Raw genomic sequence first — 16,716 nt, forward strand, 5'->3', positions numbered from 1 at the left:
TCGGAGGATCCACCCCATGCTGCCCATCACCGACACTCCGCAGCGGGAGAACGCGGCACATCCCGGTCGCACCCTCGTGACCTCGCACTCGTTCAGCTTCGCCCGCCGCGAGTGGATCGAGGCCAGCGCACTACTGTCGGAACAGTTCCGGGTCGTGGCCGTGGACGCCCCCGGTCACGGTGAGGCGCATGACATCCCCGGCTACACTATGGCCGAGATGGCGGCCCAGTTCGCCGCCACGATCAGCGAGCTCGGCCTGACCGACTACGTGCTCGTCGGTCACTCGATGACCGGCAAGATCATGCAGATCCTCGCCAGCCGTGCGGGCGCCGAGCTGGGACTGGCGCACCCGCCCGCGAAGCTGGTGCTGGTGACCCCCACGCCGCTCGGCCGCGAAGTCGGCGGCCGGGAGCTGCGGGAGTCGCTGTTGGCCAGCCGCCGAGACCGCGCGGACGCCGAGAAGTTCGTCCGCGACCGCACCGCAGTGACCCTGCCGCAGGAGGTGTTCGACCGCTCCTGCGAGGACTACTCGCGGATGAACCGCAAGGCCTGGGACGCGTGGCTGAATGAAGGCATCTACGAGGACTGGACCGAGCGGGCCGCACCGATCGACGTCGAGACCCTGCTGATCGTGGCCGACCACGACCCCGTCTGGGGCCTGGACATGCAACGCGAACTGACGATGCCCAGCTTGACCCGGGTGACGATCGCGACGGTCGACTGCGGGCACCAGGTGCCGATGGAAGCCCCGCAGGCCCTCGCCGAGCTCATCACCGCGTTCGCCGCGTCGTGACCGCCGTCGCGGGGCCGTCTTCCGGGGACGAGAACTGGGGTGGACGCCTCCCTCTCGTCCGCTCGGGCCGGTTGGACGAGGACCAACTCGCACTGGACGACGAGGTACGCACGGAGGTCGTGCCGTGGGCTCGGCGATCGGGATTCCACGCAGCCACGGCGGAGGGTGACCTCATCGGGCCGTTCAACGCGTTCGTACACCGCCCCGACCCGGGCAGGTTGTTCGTGGACTGGGTTCGTGCCGACCAGGCCGATTCGACGTTGGCCGCGCCGCTTCGTGAGATCATCATCCTCACGATCGGCGTGGCCTGGAACTCCGACTACGAGATCTACGCCCACACGGCGGTCGCCCGGCAGGCCGGCGTCGCGGAACCGGTGATCGCCGCTCTCCTCAACGGAGAACCGTCCGAGCAGCTCTCCGCCACCGAAGCCGCCGTGCACCGCTTCACCGTCGAACTGGTGGGCACCCGGTCGGTCTCCGACGACAGCTCGGCGGCGTAGCCGGCGCGGGTGTTGCCCGCGACGTCGTTCCAGGCCGTGGCGGTCCCGGTGTGCAGGTTGAGCAGATCGGACAGCACTGTCGCAGGAAGTTGGGCGGCCAGGTCGATCAGCGCGGTGTTGCGGCTCAGCCGTGCTTGGATGCCCAGCCGGCTCAACCTGCGCATCAGTTGCCGGGCGCTGATCGGGCGGCCGGGCGCGCCTCCCGGCAGAAGCCAGGTCAGGTCCATCGTGCGGCCCACGACCGCGCGTCCGTGGCGACGATCGACCAAGTCCAGCAGCAGCGCGCCCAGCGGCGGGGGCAACCCGAGGGGTTTGCTGCCCAGGCGGACTTGGACACCATGATCCGTGACCCGCTGGGTGAGCTGGTCGAGGGTCAGGGTGGCGATCCGGGCCAGCGGCTGGGCATAGAGCAGCAGGAGCAAGCCGGCAACTCGGTCGACGGTGTCCAGCGCGTCGTCGTGCAGCAGCCGACGAGCCAGGGTCCAGCGCTCGTCGGCCTCGACGAACTCCGAACGCAGGTTTTCCTTGACATAGATGGGAATCGTGATGTCGCTCGCGTGTCCACGCCGGACGCACCACAGCACGAAGTTGCGGGCGCTGTAATGGTAGCTGGTGCCTTCGGCCAGCCACTGGTCGATGTCGCCCTGCCCGCAACCGGCCAGGGACTGGCCGCGAGTGTGAAGCCAGTCCAGCATGCGCACAGCGACACGCGTTTCGCGTTTGACCACCACGGCTTGTTCGAACGTGCGTCGGGCGGGATGCGGTCGCTGCGGCCGTGCTCGGTGCAGTAGGCCTCGACCCAGGCCAGGAATTCGGCGATGTCGTGGTTGATTCGGGTCTCCGACCGCGAGCCGCCGACGCGGCTGCGCAGGACGGTCGCGCCGTCGCGGCCGTCGGTGAATAACGTCGCCGGGAACAGCCAGGTGCTCGTGTGCAGCCGTTCCAGGACGGCGACGGCGGTGGCGACGGCCTCGGTGACGACCCACGGATCGGCCCGGATCTCGCCCTCGGGCATCTTGTCGCCGGCAGCGGATCCCGCCCGCTTCCTCGCCCTCGTCGAGGAGTTCACGCAGGCCACGAGTCCGGCGGACGGGAGCCGGGAGCACTGGCGGCTGCTGGTCGAAGGAGAGCCCGGCAGAACGCCGGACGACCCGCACGGGGCGGTGAACCGGGCGCTGGAACGGGAGTTCAGGGAGGCCAGTGAACGCAGCGCCACATGAGGGCGTGAAGGGTTCGAGATCACCTTCCGGCAGTCGGTTCACTACGTCGGCCGCGCGACGGAGTGGAGCGCCTCCCCAGCAGTACCCCCACCGCGTCGGCGAAGGACAGGACGATCGGTTCCGCCGCCGCCGTCGCGGGGTAGCGGGAGCGCAGGAAGAGGCCCTCATGGGTGCGGGAGAACCAGAACTGGGCGTCGTCGGCCACCGTCACGCTGCTGATGTGGTGGGCCCGGCGGGCGAGGTGGGTGGCGGAGCCGGAGAAGCGGCGGTAGTCGATGTACGAGGCCATGAAGACGTCGGTCCGGGTGCGCCGGAAGCTGTCGCCAAGGGCCGGGAGGACCTGCTCGACCGGTAGTTCGGCCAGGGCGCGAGCCTTGCGGAACGCGGCCCGGGTCCGCGATGACCCTTCGGCGGGGTCGGTCGCGTCGCTGACGTCGAGAGTGAGCGGGGCGACGGTGGTGAACCAGCCCATCGCGTGCTGCCACCGCTCCTCATGGCGCGTGTGGAGCGGGACGAGCAGCCTGATCACCTTGTCCGCGCCGAGCCGGTGTGCGGCCAGGCCGAGGGCGGTGAGCAGGCCGGTGAAGACGCTGCCTCCGGCCGCTCGGCAGCGGCGTTCGAACTCGTCGGTGGCGTGGGAGTCCAGGAGCCGGCGGACATCGGTGCCCTGCGGGGCCCGTTCGCCGGGCGGCATGCCCAGCGGGAGCGGGAACGACGGGGTCGTGCCGTCGCAGTCGGCGAAGAAGGACGACCAGGACTGGACGAGGGGGTCGGTGAAGTCCGGGGGAGAGCTTGAAGACTGCTCCTGTTCGAGGGCGCAGTAGTCCACGAAGCTGCCTGTGGGCGGAAGAGACGACGCCGGGCGGCCGGTGTAGAGCTCGTGCAGTTCGTGCACCGCCACCGCCAGCGAGTAACCGTCGGCGTCGCAGTGGTCGAAGCCGCAGACGACGGTGCCGCCGTCGGGGCGCAGGATCGCCGCGAAGAGGTAGGAGGGCCAGGACGTCGGGCGGCAGTTGGCCGCCAGACGGTTCCTGAGCCATGTACGCAGCTCTTCGGCGGTCGCGTACGTCTCACCGTCGCGCACCATCACCAACTCAAGCTTCTCGGCGGGCAGTACGAACCGCTCGGGTCCCGCGGACCCGGCCGAACGGAACCCACTGCGCAGCGTCTCGTGCCGGCCCGCGAAGGTCTCGAAGGCCGTGCGCAGGGCCTCCGTGTCGACTGGCCCCCTGATGTCGAAGGCGCACGCCAGCCAGTGGCCCGGGGCCCCCGCCAGGTGGAACCGCTGGTTGAAGGACGGCGGTACGGGGGAGGCGGGAGCGCCTTCCGCAACGGCCAGGGTCGCGGCGGACGTCGCGAACTCCACGACCCGGCCGGGCGCGGGGACGAAGCGGTCGATCGTGGTCACGTGCACGGTGAATCAGGCCCTGCCCGTGCCGTATTCACCGGTGCGCGCGATCTCGCGCAGCACGTCCCGCAGATGTCCGAAGAACCGCGGCACATTGACCCGGGCGGCCTCGGTGTCCGGATACCTCGTCTTCAGATAGGTGCGACCCCACAGCCGGTTCACCCAGACAGGTACCTCCCTGCTGTCCCCGGGCCCCACCAGCGCGTTGCAGTTGGCCGCTGCCCAGTCCTTCGACCCGGGCGCGTGCCGCACATCGATGTACGAGGTCATGGGCGGCACGGCCGCGGCGTCCGACTGCACGGTGGCGGACAGCCCCGGCATCAGTTCCGCCACCCGCAGAGGCGACACCCTCGCCAGTTCCCGCGCTCCTTCGAAGGCCCGCTGCGCATCGCCCACGACCTGGCTGAACGGGCGCCCGCCGACCGGAAATTCGACCGGCGCCAGATTGATGAACCAGCCCTGGGTGTACTGCCAGCGTGCTTCGTCCCGGGTATGGACGACGGTCAGCCCCCGGTAGGACTCATGGCCACCGAGTTCGTACCCGCTGAGGGCCAGGGCCGCCAGCAGCCCGGCCGAGAAACCGGCCCCCTGCGCCTTGCACGCCTTGGAGAACGCCTCGGCCTCCGCCGTATCCAGCAGATCCATCTCGATCGGGATGCTGGGGTACGTCTTCCCCGGCTCCACTCCGATGTCCAGCGGGAACGTGGGCGGCGGCCCGGCCAGGTAGAACTCCAGCCAGCGGCGTACCTCGGGCGAGTCCACGGTGATCGCCGCGGACCGTTCGCGGTCGAGGGCGCAGTAGTCGACATAGCTGCCGACGGCGGGCAACTCCGCCTCGACTCCGCTCAGTTCGGCCTCGTACAGCGTGCGCAGTTCGTCGAATACCAGCACGACCGAGAACCCGTCGGAGTGGGTGTGGTCGACGGCGAAGAACACCGTGGACGCGGTCCCGTCGTCCCGTACGACGGCGCCGGCGACGAACGGCGGCCAGCGCAGCGGGTCTGTGCCGTTGTCGAACAGCTTCACCAGGTGGTCGCGGACGGCGGACCCCGAGCCGTACGAGCCGAGGGAGACCGGCTCCAACAGGGGCGACAATGTTTCCGTCTCCGGGTTGAGCGCATGGCGCCGCAGGCGTGGAAGGGTATCCGCCCCCGTTGCGACCGTTTCCACGTCGAACCAGGTCAGCAGCGTGGGATGGCGACGTACCCACTTCTCCAGCGCCGTCGCCATCGCCCCGGTGTCGAGTCTGCCGGGCACGTCGAACACGATGCCCAGCCACCCCGAGTGCCGTTTGCCCGCGATCTGGTTGGCCAGCCGCCGCCAGATGTGGTTCTCCTGTACATAGGACGGCGGGGCCGGGTGCTCGGGCGCCTTGGCGGTGACCTCCAGTACCGCAGCGGGTACCCGGAATTCGACCAGTTCACCGGGTTCCGGAGCGTATTCGAGAATCGGTGTCATCAGCATGTTGTGGATTCCTTTCCTCGGCAGTCTTCACTGCCTTCATTGGCAATCTGTTCCATGAGCCATCCGGTCTGTTCGATATGGCGTGGAACGGCGGTTCTGATGCCCTCCGTATCCGGGTATCGGAAACTCAGGTAGACGCCGCGGCGTGAGCGCATGATCCAGAGGAACACTTCGTGGGGATGTATCCGGCGGCTGCGCAGCGCGAACGCCCGCCATTCGCCCCACTGTTCCGCGCCCGGAGTTCTGCGTATATCCATGTACGAGACCATGAACCGTGGTTCGAGTGGCATCCCGAGTAATTCGGTGATGCGGGGAAGCGGCACAGTCGCCAGGGGTTTCGCGCGTTTCAACGCTAGGCCGGCTTCCGCCATCACTTCACGGAAGGCGTCGGTGCCGCGCACCGCGAATCCGACCGGCGCCAGTCCGACGTACCAGCCGACCGACTGGGCCCACTGCGGATCGGTCCGGGTGTGGAACGGTGCGATCGCACGGAACCGCTGCTGCCCCGTGTTCCCGTGCGCCACGATCGCCAGGCACGCGAGCGCCCCGGAGAAGAAGTTCCCGCCCTTCCTGACGCAGGCGTCCTGGAAGGCCTGCGCCCCCTGCGCGTCGAGGAGCCACTCGCAGCCGCCGGCCTGTGCCTGGGCCCCGGCGTGTCCGTGGCCCAGGCCCTGACCGGTGACGTCGCCGACGGCCCCGGTGCCGCTCGCCGGTGTGCCCGGCGGAGCTGGGAAGCCCGGCAACTCCCCGCCGTTCGTCGCGACGAAGTCGCGCCACCCGGCGACCGCCTCATGCTCGCTGTGCACCAGCGCCGCGCCCGCCCGCTCGCTCCCGGCGAAGTCGAGAAAGCTCCCCACCTCGGCCAGTTCCGCAGGCCTGCCCCGCAACGCTGCCGCGTACAGCTCACGGATCTCGTGTGCGATGAGAAAGATGGAGTAGCCGTCCACGTTGGAGTGGTCGAAGCCCACATAGAGCGTGGTGGATTCGGTGTCGGTATGTCCGACGGTGGCGAAGACGAACGACGGCCAGGTGAGCGGATCCGTCTCCTGGTCGAACAATGCCTCGATACGGTGCGAGAGTTCGTCGCCGCTCGGAAAGTCACCGACGACGGTACGCAGCATGGCAACCGTCCCCGCCCGCAGCGTCGCCCGGCTCACCCGACCGCCCCTGGGCCCGGCACCAGGCCCGCCGTGGGGGAGCAGTCGGCTGCGCAGCGATTCGTGCCGGTCGATCCAGCCGAGCAGTGCCCGCTCCAGCGCCCCGGCGTTCAGTTCCCCGGGCAGTTCGAAGACGGTCGCCAGCCAGGAGGGTGGGCGCGGGCCGGGGTCGGTGATGCATGCTTCCCTGATGTGCGCCTCCTGGAGGTACGACGCCGGTCGTGGATCCGGTATCCAGGGGGTCGAGTGCGGTCCTGCGGGCGCAGGTCGCCAGACGGTGAGCAGTCCTGGCAGGACATCAAGGTCGTGCATATCGATGAATTTCACGTGTCTGCCTGTCGCTCGTAAACGATGTGGGGTGGCGTGAGCGTAAAGAGCAGTCGATTGTCCGGGCGGGCGTCATTGTGTGACTTCCGCTGTTAACATGGCGGCAATGTTTCGCTGAGCCTGAATGCGTTCAACAGCCGGGACGGGATGTTACTCAGCAGTCAGTGTAATTTGCAAGGGGGTTTCACCGGCCCGTAAGGGGTTTCGCACTCGGGAATTCCGCTGGCTGATGCGAATGGGGAGCGATTTTTGGTCATGACTTCCGGGATACCGGAGGCGTTCGTCGGCCGATGGGTCGCGGGGCGGCTCGAATGTGGGTCGACTGCTTGGACGCCTTCATGCCGGCGAACATGGGTGGGTGTTCAGTCGCGAATGTCGGGACCCACGGAATGATGTCCGGCGTCGGGGACCTGCGGCGTCCCTGTGAACGGCCTGCGGAGCCCGGCGGGCTCACCCGGACCGATGAGCCCGCGGGTTCAGGAACCTCCGCGCCGCCTTGAGCCGCAGCGGATGCCCGGCCGGGCGCCGCGTTCGGTCAGATCCCCGCGGCCTTGAGTTCGTCGTCCGTCAGCGGCGGGCCCGGGAGCAGGGGCTTCCTCCGGCCCAGACAGACCAGGGCCGGCATGTCGGGCATGAGCAGCCGCGCCGGCGGCTTCTCCATGCTCATCACATCCAGGAGGATGCGCAGGGCGCGGGGGTTGCGGGCACCCGCGTCGACGACCCGGTCGACGAACGCCGCGAGGCTCTTTTCGAGGCGGGTCGGGGGCTGGTCGCTGGCGCCGGGGTGGAACACGTCCTGGCCCACGGCCAGATTCCACGCGTTGTCCACTGGACGGGCCGCCGCCCGCTGGATGCGCCGGGCCGTGCCGGGCGCCCCGATCGGCCGCCGGCGCACGACCTCGCGCACGGCCACGACACTCTGCGCGGCGGCGCTGAGCCCATGACCATAGACCGGGTTGTACCCGGCGACGGCGTCCCCGAGAACGGCGAAACCCTCGGGCCCCGCCGTCTTTTCGTAGTAGCGCCGTACGTTGGCGGTGCTGCGGGTGGTGACGACATCGCTCCCGGGCTCGGCCCCGGCGAGCAGTTCGCCGATGATCGGATGCGGCAGCTTCCGTGCGAACGGCACGAACGCCTCGTTGTCCGCGGTGGGGTCGGCGGCGGTCCGGCGGAACAACCTCTTGCGGGCGGCGGGGTCCAGCGAGTCCAGCGACGCGGTCATCCGCCGGCCGCCTGCGTCGCGCATCTCCAACCGCCGGTTGCGGGTCCTGCGTTCGACCAGCAGCAACTGCGGCAGCCGCTCGTAGCGGCAGGCGCGCTGGGCGCGGCGGACCGCTGCGGCGCGTTCACCCTCCTCGTAGGCCAGGACGTCGACCAGCACGCTGCGCGGCATCCAGAACCGGCGCCCACGTCCACCCTTGGCGCATGCCTCCGCCAGCCGGCAGGTGTAGTAGGTGCGGGCCTCGTCGTCGGCGGGCAGCTCCAGGCGCAGGACGCTGGCCCACTCACTCAGCCGCAGCCCGGTGCCGTAGAGCCCGTCGACGAACGCGCAGTCACGCTGGCTGTTGCGCCCGCGTCACCCGTCGATCTCCCGACCGCGCAGGTCCAGTCCGCGCAGCCCGACGTCGACCCAGCGGGCGTAACCGGCCGGGTCCAGCCACTTCACGTCCTTGCTGCGCACGAGGTGCGGGCCGGCCTCGAACGACTCCGTGCTCGTGCCCGGGTCAGGGCCGGGAACCTGCCGTCGGGCCACCGGATCACTCACTCCGAACCGGAACCCGGCCCAGCGGTAGAACGCGCTGATCGCGACCAGGTCGTCCAGCACCGTCCCGCCGGCCACGCGCCGGACGTTCGCCTCGTCGGTCATCCGCCAGAACGTGAACCCGGCGACGTCCTCTGCGTTCGCGTCGTGCCAGGCCCGGCCCGCCGCATCAAGGAATCCCAGCCAGACGGCTACCGCGAAGGCGTACTTCCTCCGCGTGCCCGCGCTCGCGTTGCGCATCCGAGGGCGAAGACCCATTGACCTCCGGCACCGACCACCCATCGGCCCGCAGCAGCACCGGCTGTCCCAGCTGCGTACCGTCCGCGTGCGCCCACTCCGCCAGCGTCGGCAAGCCCGCCGGCACCGGATCAGCCGCGTACCACGAAACCTCCCGCCGCGGGTCGCACCAATGCACCTGCCACCGCGCCAACGGACCGGCTTCCACCTCAAGTTCATCGATCATCAAGGAGTGAACATACAGCCACCCACAGTCACTGAAATCCCAGCAACAGTTGCTTGCGGCCAGAGACCGCCCGTGGACAATCACGACGGTGCGACCCACCCGGAGGTTGGCCGTGGCCGACCAGGGGCGCTCGATGTGGGGGACCGCCGCCTTGGCGATCCTCACCTCGTCGGTGACCGCAGGCCGCCTCGGCCGGGCGCCGGGGGTCGGCTTTCAGCCGTGCGGTACGACGGCCACGGGAACGGGGGAGTGGTGCAGCACCGCGTGCGTGACCGGGCCGATGTGTGCCCCCAGGGCGGGACGGTGTGTCCGCCGGCCGACCACCAGCAGCCCGGCCTGGGCGGTGGCCCGCAGCACGGCCCCGGCCACGAACGCGAGATCGATCGTGCGTTCCACCGTCACCCGCCGGTACTTCTCCCGCCACGGTTCCAGGGCCTTTTCCAGTTCCCGGTTCACCTGGGCCTCCAGATCACCGTTCAAGTAGCCGACGGGCCCCGTGGCGAGGCCGTACCCGTAGTCGGAAGGGGGCAGCTTGCGGACGTGCACGACCCGCAACGTCGCCCCGCGCGCGCACGCCGCGGCGAACGCGAAGTCCAGCAGCGGCCCGGGGGCCTCCGTCAGGTTCTGGAGCGCGACGACGACCTCGTCGCCCGGCCGCTCGGCGGCGGACTGTTCGTTCGCCCGCACCATCACCACCGGGCACGTCGCACGGGCGAGGACCTGCTGGCCGACGGAGCCGAGCAGGAAGCCGGTGAGGGCGCTGAGCCCGCGCGAGCCGACCACCAGCATCTCGGCGCTCTCCGCCCGCTCCAGCAACGCTGTGACGGCCGTGGTGGGCATCTGCTCGGTGGTGAGCGGAAGGTCGGGGTGGCGGCCGCTCAGTTCTTTCTCGGCGTCGCGCAGGATGCGCCGTGCCCAGTGCCGCACGGTGTCCTCGCTGTCCGCGGCGGGCAGATCGCCGGCCTGCCAGAGCCAGGCGTGCACCAGGTGCAGTGGCAGCCCGCGGCGCTGGGCCTCGCGGGCCGCCCAGTTGGCCGCGGTGAAGCTCTCGGGGGAGCCGTCGAGCCCGACGACGACAGGGCGAAGCATGACACGTACCTCCGCGTGTGAGGGGGTGGGCAGCGGATGTTCCGCGCCGGGGAGATTCATCGCTGGACCTTGGTCACGCTGATGTCGGAGATGAGCGCGACGTGGTCGAAGGCGGACTTCGCGGCACCCGACCGGTCCGCCGGCACGGTGTCCTCCTGAACACCCGACTCACGCGGTGTCGAGGCGGCGGTGTGTGCGGCGGTGGGCACGGCCGGAGCCGGTGTCAGCAGGGACGAGGCGAGGACGGTGTGCAACACGGTTCTGAACATGGATGGTTCCCTTCGACGGACGGACGGACGGACGGACGGACCGGGAACGGTGTCGGCTTCGCGGCTGCCTCTCGACGGGGCGTCAGCTGTGCGCGGTCATCGCCACCGGCGCGGTGGAGTGGTGCGGTACGGAGTGGGTGACCGGACCGATGCGCGGGCCGGGCCGCGGGCCGTGGGTGAAGCGGCCGACGACCACCAGGGCGGCGTGGGCCGATGCGTCCACCAGGTGCCCTGCGGGGCTGCCGACCACGGCCTGCTCGCTCACCTCTACGCCGGGAAATTTCGCCCGCCACGGGCGGAGCACGTCAGCCGGCTCACTCGCGACCTGAGCCGGCTGTCCGGTGCCTGAGGGGACCGGGTAGCCGGAGGCGGGGGACGGGCTCCATCCGTGGATGACACGCAGTGTCGCCCCCGGCGGGCAGCCGCGTCGAACGCGCCTTCGAGCATCGGGTACGGGGCATGGTGCGGACCTCCTTCCGGGGCGCGCTTCCACTCTCTCGACGGGGATGGGGCGGAGGGATGGGCCCCAGGTCCCCTGAGCGCGGCCGACCGGCCCCATGCCGTGCTTGGCGAGGGCGTCGAGCTGCTACTGGAGCTCCTGGGTGAGCGTTGAGCACCTGGCAGCGTCGAACCAAGTGGTGCGGACGCGTTCGTTGTTCCCGTTGGGGGGCTCGTGGTCGGCGGCGGGTCGGTGCAGGGAGTGACTCTCGTCGCTCAGGGCGCGGCCGACGCCCTGGAAGAGTCCGCGGATGTAGCGCGGTGTCGTCGGAGGCCATGCCCTGACCGGCAGACCACCGGTCCTGGCGGCGTAGGGCAACGACACGATTCGGTGACCCGGTCGCTCCACGCCGGGGCCGCGCCGGAGGTGGCCCGGCGGGCCGTCTCGGACGCCGTCCGCACCGTGGCCAGGGCGGCGCTGCGGGAGGAATTGGGCCGACCGGCCCTGGTCCCTCGGCACGAACGCGAGAAAGATCTCGGTTCGATGCCCGGTCCCGACGCGATCGGGCATCGACGGAACGCGGAACCTACAGGGAGTCATCCATGGCGGACAGCGAGCGGCCGGGCCCCGGCAACCCCACCCGGGTCTTCCTGCTGGACGACCACGAGGTGGTACGGCGTGGTGTGCGCGACCTGCTCGACGACGAGCCGGACATCAGCGTGGTCGGTGAGGCCGGGACGGTGGAGCAGGCCCTGGTCCGCGTCCCCGCGCTGCGACCGCGGGTGGCCATTCTCGACGTTCGCCTGCCCGACGGGGACGGCGTGTCCGTGTGCCGGGAGTTGCGCTCGCGCATGCCCGAGCTCGCCTGCCTGATGCTGACCTCCTTCGACGAGGAGGAGGCCCTGCTGGACTCGATCACGGCGGGCGCCTCCGGGTACGTCCTGAAGCAGATCCAGGGCTCGGACCTGGTGTCCGCGGTACGCACCCTGGCCGACGGCCAGTCCCTGCTCGACCCGAGCGCCGCCACCAGGCTGATGGCCCGGCTGCGCGGAGAGCAGCGGCAGGAGGAGCCCGACGCTCTGCCCGGCCTGACGCAACGGGAGCGCGAGATCCTGGCTCTGATCGGCGAGGGGCTGACCAACCGCCAGATCGGCCAGCGGCTGTACCTGGCCGAGAAGACGGTGAAGAACCACGTCTCCCGTCTGCTGGCCAAGCTCGGCGTGGAACGTCGCATCCAGGCCGCGGTCATCGCCACCCAGGCCCAGGACCGGCAGCGCCGGGAAGCCCGCTGAAGACCGGTGTCGGTGGGGCCGAATCCCGGACTGCCGAAGCGGCTTCGACCGGCTGACGGCGGTACGCCGACCGGGTACGCCCGGCCCCGTCGGGGGGTCGGTCACGCCACGTACCGATGACGCCGGCGAAACCCGCGCGGAGCAACGGCCTGAGACGCCTGCTACGGGGGCGATGGCGTCGTCTCCAGCCGGTAGCCGGTCACGAACTCGGCACGGATGCGGACCACGTGCTCCATCTCCGTGTTGATCCAGGGCGTCAGCTCGGTGCGGTAGCGGGAGAGTGCCTGCGGATCCGTGACACGGCTCGCGGTGCCGGTGATCATCACACTCCAGCCGGTGTGCGTGGCCTCGTCGATCTGGTCGGCCTCGTACACCACCACCTCGGAGGCCGACGCGGTGGCCAGCAGCGCGGCACCGGCGTGGGTGCGGATGACGATGTCGCCGTCGTCGTTCACGAGGTGGTTGACCGGCCGGATCACCGGGAGCGCCTGGTGGGTGAAGCCCACCCGCCCCATGGACACGCCCGTCAGCAGCGTGATTGATTCCTTCCGGTCCAGCTCCACCATACGAGTGCCAGGAGCGGGAGGAAGAGGCCGAACGGTCATGACGGTTCCCGGCAGACGGTCCCGTGCCTGGCCCCCCGCGGCCAGATCACCTCGACATCGACCCCGTGACTGCGCGCGTAGGCCACCAGATGCGCCGTGACGTCCCGGCCGTTGGACGGCGAGCCGTCCCATACCGCGAGCACGCGGGCGCAGTGGCGCAGCAAGCTCTCGTCCGCGGTCACGCACGAGCCGCGGTCGCCGGGGTCGTACTCCACCAGCCGCACCTGCTCCGACAGCAGCAGCAGTTCGCCGGCGGCCCTGCGGTCGAGCTCGGCCAACTGCGTTGGCACGCCGTTGCGCGAGGGCAGGACCGTCACCAGGGCCAGCCCGGCCTTACGGGCGGCCCTCCCGAAGGCCGTCGGCAACCCCTTTCCGGCGCGGACCAGACCGGCTCTGCCCGCCCGGGCGAACTCGACCAGCCGCGCTCGCAGTTCCTCCTCCACCAGCACGAGCGTCGACGTGCTGAGATCGGGATGCCCTACGACAGCGATCATTCCCGACTGTCCTTTCTCCTCACCGCTCACTGGTCTGCTTGATCGTCTCCGGGTTCGGGCGCGGCGCGCCAGAGCCGAGCGGAACGAGGAAAGGGCCGGTCGGTCCTTGCGGGGGCAAGCCGACGCCGCTCTGGTTTCCGTCGGTCCGCGCGCGAACGGTCGAGCCTCACTCGGCCCGACGGGGCTTGGTATCAAGGAAGTTCGGCCCTACTCGGGATCGCCGTGCCACCGGCACGATCGATGTACTGGTGCGATCCACACGACGGACCCGGCTGTGGCGGTGAGCGCCGTCCCCCTACGTGCCCGCACACCACCCGCACAGAGGAGAGCCATGCTTTCGCTTGAATCGGCCCCTGTCATTCGCGCCACCCTGCCCGTTGTCAGCGAGGCCCTGGACGAGATCACGGCGCGCTTCTACGGCACCATGTTCGCCGAGCGACCCGAGCTGCTGGACGGACTGTTCAACCGTGGCAATCAGGCCAGCGGCGAGCAGCGCAAGGCCCTGGCGGGATCGATCGCGGCCTTCGCCCAGGCGCTGCTGGCCGATCCCGAGACCCGGCCCGACGCGCTGCTGTCCCGGATCGCCCACAAGCACGCCGCGCTCGGTGTCACCGAGGACCAGTACTCGATCGTCCACAAATACCTGTTCCGCGCCATCGGCGAGGTGCTGGGCGATGCCGTCACCGCGGAGGTGGCCTCCGCCTGGGACGAGGTGTACTGGCTGATGGCCGGTGCCCTCGTCGCCCAGGAGGCCCGCCTCTACCAGGAAGCCGAGGTCGACCCGCGGCACCCGTGGCGGCAGTGGACCGTCGTGGAGCGGCGGGAGGAGACCCCGGACGTGGCCTCCTTCCTGCTGCGCCCGGCCGATGACGGCCCGCCGCCCGCTGCCCGCGCCGGTCAGTACGTCAGCGTCCGGGCGCTCATGCCCGACGGAACCCACCAGACCCGCCAGTACAGCCTGTCCAACGCCCTCGGCGACCGGCTGCGGCGCATCACCGTCAAGCGCGTGGCGAGCGTGGCCGGCGCCCCCGAGGGCGAGGTGTCCCACCAACTGCACCGCACCGTCCGGGCCGGCGGTGAACTCACCCTGTCGGCCCCGTTCGGAGACGTGGTCCTCGATGACACCGACACCCCGCTCGTGCTGGTGTCCGCAGGTATCGGCTGCACCCCCATGGTCGCGATGCTCGAACACCTCGCCGCCACCGGTTCGGCCCGGCCGGTCCGTGTCGTGCACGCCGACCGCGCTCCGGCCGACCACGCCCTGCGGGCCGACACCCGCCGTCTCGTGGCCCAGCTGCCCGAGGCGCGAGCGGAGTTCTGGTACGAACAGGACGCGGCCGAGGAAGCCGGTGCGCGCACGGGCCTGATGGACCTCGACGGACTGGACCTGCCCGCCGACGCCGATGTGTACCTGTGCGGTGCACTCCCCTTCATGCGCGCCGTCCGCGCCCAACTGCTCCAGGCGGGTGTCCCCGCACGCCGCATCCGCTACGAGGTCTTCGGCCCCGACCTGTGGCTGGCCCACGCCGAGGGCTGTGACGCCCGGCCGCCGGGCAGCAGGAAGCAGGCCCCACGGACCAGCCGGTCCGTGGGGCCCGGCCCGTTTACAGCAAGCTGCTCCAGTAGGACCAGAAGCGGATGAGGACCAGGACAGCGATCACGCCGTACCAGCCGGCGAGAAGTATCCAGTGCGTTTCCAGGACCAGATCGAGAGGGCGCCCCGGCCGGCCGCCGGTACGGGGATGGCTCCCCGGTCGAGGTTGTGCAGCGTGACGTACCAGAACAGGGCGATGGTGACGGCCCGGACCACGGCGCAGTAGGGGCAGAGCCTGCCGAGCCCGAACAGCGACTGGTAGATCAGCCAGTGCACGAACACCGCACCGGCGAGGGCACCGGCGTTCAGCGCCAGCCACAGCATCCGGTGCAGACGGGCTCCGGTGAGCACGGCCAGTCCGAGGACGGCGACCGCGGCGAAGGCGCCGAGGCCGAGCAGCATGTTGGGGAATCCGAAGGCGCTGCCCTCCGGACTGGACATGACGCCGCCGCAGCTGACGATCGGGCTGATGTCGCACGGCGGCTGATACGCCGGGTCCTTCAGCAGCCGCCAGTCATCCACCGTGAGTTGGAAGGAGGCGAGCCAGCCGACGGCCCCGGTCAGGGTCAGCAGCCAACCGGTGCGCCGATCCGCCCGTCCGGGGCGGGCCCGACTCATGCGGCGCGCCTGGTACGCGATGCGGGAGCCGAGCCGGTGCGCACCACTGGTGCCGGAGTGGCCGCGCGGCGTCGGTAGACCAGGTAGGGGCGGATGAGACAGCCGATCGGGGCGCTCCAGACGTGGACCAGGCGGGTGAACGGCCAGGCCGCGAAGAGCAGGCACGCGCTCAGGACGTGCAGCTGGAACAGGAGCGGCGCCCCGGCGATCGCCTCGGGGTGCGGGTGGAGGTCGAAGACGCCGCGGAACCAGACCGAGACGGTCTCGCGGTAGTTGTAGCCGGGCCCGAAGACGTTGTGCGCGGCCGTGGCGCTGATCCCAGGCCGCCACCGGGTTGCCGAGGCGGCGGCGCGCCGCGCGCCACGGCTTCAGCAGCGCACCCCGCACATACGGGTAGCGGACCCGGCTGGGCGAGTAGGTGTACCAGGAGAACGACGCGCCGCGTGGGCAGCCCCGCGGTTCGTACTCGGGGCGGTGGCCGCCCTGGCGCTGCGCGATGCGCCCGGCCGTACGGTGCCCACCGAATCGCTGGGCCGCCGCCTCGCCGCCACCCTCGGGCTCGGCATCACCTGGCAGGCATCCGCCCTGTACGCGGTGGCTTTCGGCGGCTACGTCGCCTTCTCCGTCTACCTGCCCACCTACCTGAAGACCGGCTACGGACTGACCCAGACGGGCGCGGCGAACCGCATGGCCGGCTTCGTGCTGCTGGCGGTCGTGATGCGCCCGATCGGCGGCTGGCTGTCGGACCGCATCGGCCCGGTGCGGGTGCTCGACGCGACGCTGGCCGTGGTCCTCGTCGCGGCCTTCACCCAGTCGTTCACACCGTCCCTGGCGCCGGTGGCGACGATCACGTTCCTGGCGATGGCCGCCGCGCTCGGCGCGGGCAGTGGCGCCGTCTTCGCCCTGGTCGCTCTGCTGGCCCCGGCGGACAAGGTCGGCCCGGTCACCGGCGTCGTCGGCGCCGCGGGTGGCCTCGGAGGCTTCGTCCCACCACTGGTGATGGGCTCGCTGTACGGCGCGTACGGCTCGTACGCCCTCGGCCTGGTCCTCCTCGCGGTGGTGGCGGCCGCGGCTCTCACCTTCACCGGCACGGGCGTGCGCCACGCGGGCACCCGGCGGACTCCCGCACCCCAGGCGCACTGAGCGGGAAAAGAGAGCCACACGATGGCCTGACGGTTCCTTCCCTCCCTCCGCGTGGCACCCTCGACCGGCCGACGGCACG

Annotated in this window: 16 protein-coding genes and 3 pseudogenes; 6 read left to right on the forward strand and 13 right to left on the reverse strand. The window is 70.6% G+C overall.

The genetic code is table 11. From position 1 onward, the window contains the following. Positions 1 to 16 precede the first annotated feature (16 nt). From KHP12_RS49015 to KHP12_RS49025, 3 genes and pseudogenes are all read left to right on the forward strand, one after another. Positions 17 to 793: an alpha/beta fold hydrolase gene (locus KHP12_RS49015; protein ID WP_211834744.1), complete on the forward strand. Its 777-nt coding sequence runs from the start codon at positions 17 to 19 to the stop codon at positions 791 to 793. A 224-nt stretch (positions 794 to 1,017) separates the two neighbouring features. Continuing rightward, entirely contained in the window at positions 1,018 to 1,293 is a 276-nt protein-coding gene (locus KHP12_RS53740; RefSeq protein WP_372455336.1) for a carboxymuconolactone decarboxylase family protein, read from the forward strand. A 1,031-nt stretch (positions 1,294 to 2,324) separates the two neighbouring features. Further along, positions 2,325 to 2,513: pseudogene (locus KHP12_RS49025) on the forward strand (alpha/beta hydrolase); the annotation flags it as partial. A gap of 19 nt (positions 2,514 to 2,532) precedes the next feature. Here KHP12_RS49025 and KHP12_RS49030 read toward each other — a convergent pair. The 9 genes from KHP12_RS49030 to KHP12_RS49070 all read right to left on the reverse strand — a co-directional run bounded on the left by KHP12_RS49030 (position 2,533) and on the right by KHP12_RS49070 (position 11,275). After that, positions 2,533 to 3,921, reverse strand: coding sequence for a condensation domain-containing protein (locus KHP12_RS49030; RefSeq protein WP_167442424.1), 1,389 nt, complete (start codon positions 3,919 to 3,921; stop codon positions 2,533 to 2,535). A gap of 12 nt (positions 3,922 to 3,933) precedes the next feature. After that, the gene (locus tag KHP12_RS49035) at positions 3,934 to 5,385 is read right to left on the reverse strand and encodes a condensation domain-containing protein (RefSeq protein WP_211834746.1); all 1,452 of its coding nucleotides are present in this window, start codon (positions 5,383 to 5,385) and stop codon (positions 3,934 to 3,936) included. Continuing rightward, entirely contained in the window at positions 5,379 to 6,854 is a 1,476-nt protein-coding gene (locus tag KHP12_RS49040; protein WP_211834747.1) for a condensation domain-containing protein, read from the reverse strand. Before KHP12_RS49040 ends, KHP12_RS49035 begins: the two co-directional genes overlap by 7 nt. A gap of 550 nt (positions 6,855 to 7,404) precedes the next feature. After that, complete coding sequence (locus tag KHP12_RS49045) at positions 7,405 to 8,262, reverse strand: hypothetical protein (RefSeq protein WP_086880740.1); 858 nt, start codon at positions 8,260 to 8,262, stop codon at positions 7,405 to 7,407. 183 nt (positions 8,263 to 8,445) lie between these two features. Beyond that, the gene (locus KHP12_RS49050; RefSeq protein ID WP_086880739.1) at positions 8,446 to 8,871 is read right to left on the reverse strand and encodes a site-specific integrase; all 426 of its coding nucleotides are present in this window, start codon (positions 8,869 to 8,871) and stop codon (positions 8,446 to 8,448) included. A 436-nt stretch (positions 8,872 to 9,307) separates the two neighbouring features. Continuing rightward, entirely contained in the window at positions 9,308 to 10,183 is an 876-nt protein-coding gene (locus tag KHP12_RS49055; RefSeq protein ID WP_086880816.1) for a universal stress protein, read from the reverse strand. A gap of 56 nt (positions 10,184 to 10,239) precedes the next feature. Continuing rightward, on the reverse strand, positions 10,240 to 10,452 hold the full coding sequence (locus KHP12_RS49060; protein WP_086880738.1) for a hypothetical protein: 213 nt from the start codon (positions 10,450 to 10,452) through the stop codon (positions 10,240 to 10,242). An 82-nt stretch (positions 10,453 to 10,534) separates the two neighbouring features. After that, complete coding sequence (locus tag KHP12_RS49065) at positions 10,535 to 11,011, reverse strand: universal stress protein (RefSeq protein WP_086882158.1); 477 nt, start codon at positions 11,009 to 11,011, stop codon at positions 10,535 to 10,537. Between the two features lie 27 nt (positions 11,012 to 11,038). Next, entirely contained in the window at positions 11,039 to 11,275 is a 237-nt protein-coding gene (locus KHP12_RS49070) for a hypothetical protein (RefSeq protein ID WP_246648953.1), read from the reverse strand. 218 nt (positions 11,276 to 11,493) lie between these two features. On the opposite strand from KHP12_RS49070, the gene KHP12_RS49075 reads away from it, so the two are divergent. Next, complete coding sequence (locus KHP12_RS49075; RefSeq protein WP_086882159.1) at positions 11,494 to 12,183, forward strand: response regulator; 690 nt, start codon at positions 11,494 to 11,496, stop codon at positions 12,181 to 12,183. Between the two features lie 161 nt (positions 12,184 to 12,344). On the opposite strand, the gene KHP12_RS49080 is transcribed toward KHP12_RS49075, so the two are convergent. Together KHP12_RS49080 and KHP12_RS49085 are read right to left on the reverse strand one after the other, a co-directional pair. After that, the gene (locus KHP12_RS49080) at positions 12,345 to 12,788 is read right to left on the reverse strand and encodes a pyridoxamine 5'-phosphate oxidase family protein (RefSeq protein WP_086882160.1); all 444 of its coding nucleotides are present in this window, start codon (positions 12,786 to 12,788) and stop codon (positions 12,345 to 12,347) included. Continuing rightward, positions 12,785 to 13,282: a hypothetical protein gene (locus KHP12_RS49085; RefSeq protein WP_086882161.1), complete on the reverse strand. Its 498-nt coding sequence runs from the start codon at positions 13,280 to 13,282 to the stop codon at positions 12,785 to 12,787. The genes KHP12_RS49080 and KHP12_RS49085 overlap by 4 nt, the downstream gene beginning before the upstream one ends. A gap of 331 nt (positions 13,283 to 13,613) precedes the next feature. Between KHP12_RS49085 and KHP12_RS49090 the strand changes: the two genes are divergently transcribed. Beyond that, on the forward strand, positions 13,614 to 14,924 hold the full coding sequence (locus KHP12_RS49090) for a globin domain-containing protein (RefSeq protein ID WP_211834748.1): 1,311 nt from the start codon (positions 13,614 to 13,616) through the stop codon (positions 14,922 to 14,924). 15 nt (positions 14,925 to 14,939) lie between these two features. Here KHP12_RS49090 and KHP12_RS49095 read toward each other — a convergent pair whose 3' ends face one another. Both KHP12_RS49095 and KHP12_RS49100 read right to left on the reverse strand, forming a co-directional pair. Further along, positions 14,940 to 15,494, reverse strand: a complete 555-nt coding sequence (locus KHP12_RS49095; protein WP_244202841.1) for a vitamin K epoxide reductase family protein — start codon at positions 15,492 to 15,494, stop codon at positions 14,940 to 14,942. Further along, a pseudogene (locus KHP12_RS49100) lies at positions 15,491 to 15,814 on the reverse strand (respiratory nitrate reductase subunit gamma); the annotation flags it as partial. The pseudogene KHP12_RS49100 and the gene KHP12_RS49095, both read right to left, overlap by 4 nt. A gap of 151 nt (positions 15,815 to 15,965) precedes the next feature. Here KHP12_RS49100 and KHP12_RS49105 point away from each other — a divergent pair. Further along, a pseudogene (locus KHP12_RS49105) lies at positions 15,966 to 16,637 on the forward strand (MFS transporter); the annotation flags it as partial. Positions 16,638 to 16,716 lie beyond the last annotated feature (79 nt).

The organism is Streptomyces asiaticus, assembly GCF_018138715.1.
Lineage (GTDB): Bacteria > Actinomycetota > Actinomycetes > Streptomycetales > Streptomycetaceae > Streptomyces > Streptomyces asiaticus.

Bases quoted from the DNA above. Each gene is read 5' to 3' on its own strand.
- KHP12_RS49055 (WP_086880816.1), bottom strand. From the start codon at position 10,183: ATGCTTCGCCCTGTCGTCGTCGGGCTCGACGGCTCCCCCGAGAGCTTC.
- KHP12_RS49060 (WP_086880738.1), bottom strand. From the start codon at position 10,452: ATGTTCAGAACCGTGTTGCACACCGTCCTCGCCTCGTCCCTGCTGACA.
- KHP12_RS49075 (WP_086882159.1), top strand. From the start codon at position 11,494: ATGGCGGACAGCGAGCGGCCGGGCCCCGGCAACCCCACCCGGGTCTTC.
- KHP12_RS49050 (WP_086880739.1), bottom strand. From the start codon at position 8,871: ATGCGCAACGCGAGCGCGGGCACGCGGAGGAAGTACGCCTTCGCGGTA.
- KHP12_RS49065 (WP_086882158.1), bottom strand. From the start codon at position 11,011: ATGGGGCCGGTCGGCCGCGCTCAGGGGACCTGGGGCCCATCCCTCCGC.
- KHP12_RS49085 (WP_086882161.1), bottom strand. From the start codon at position 13,282: ATGATCGCTGTCGTAGGGCATCCCGATCTCAGCACGTCGACGCTCGTG.
- KHP12_RS49015 (WP_211834744.1), top strand. From the start codon at position 17: ATGCTGCCCATCACCGACACTCCGCAGCGGGAGAACGCGGCACATCCC.
- KHP12_RS49080 (WP_086882160.1), bottom strand. From the start codon at position 12,788: ATGACCGTTCGGCCTCTTCCTCCCGCTCCTGGCACTCGTATGGTGGAG.
- KHP12_RS49095 (WP_244202841.1), bottom strand. From the start codon at position 15,494: ATGAGTCGGGCCCGCCCCGGACGGGCGGATCGGCGCACCGGTTGGCTG.
- KHP12_RS49040 (WP_211834747.1), bottom strand. From the start codon at position 6,854: ATGCACGACCTTGATGTCCTGCCAGGACTGCTCACCGTCTGGCGACCT.
- KHP12_RS49090 (WP_211834748.1), top strand. From the start codon at position 13,614: ATGCTTTCGCTTGAATCGGCCCCTGTCATTCGCGCCACCCTGCCCGTT.
- KHP12_RS49035 (WP_211834746.1), bottom strand. From the start codon at position 5,385: ATGCTGATGACACCGATTCTCGAATACGCTCCGGAACCCGGTGAACTG.
- KHP12_RS49045 (WP_086880740.1), bottom strand. From the start codon at position 8,262: ATGCCGCGCAGCGTGCTGGTCGACGTCCTGGCCTACGAGGAGGGTGAA.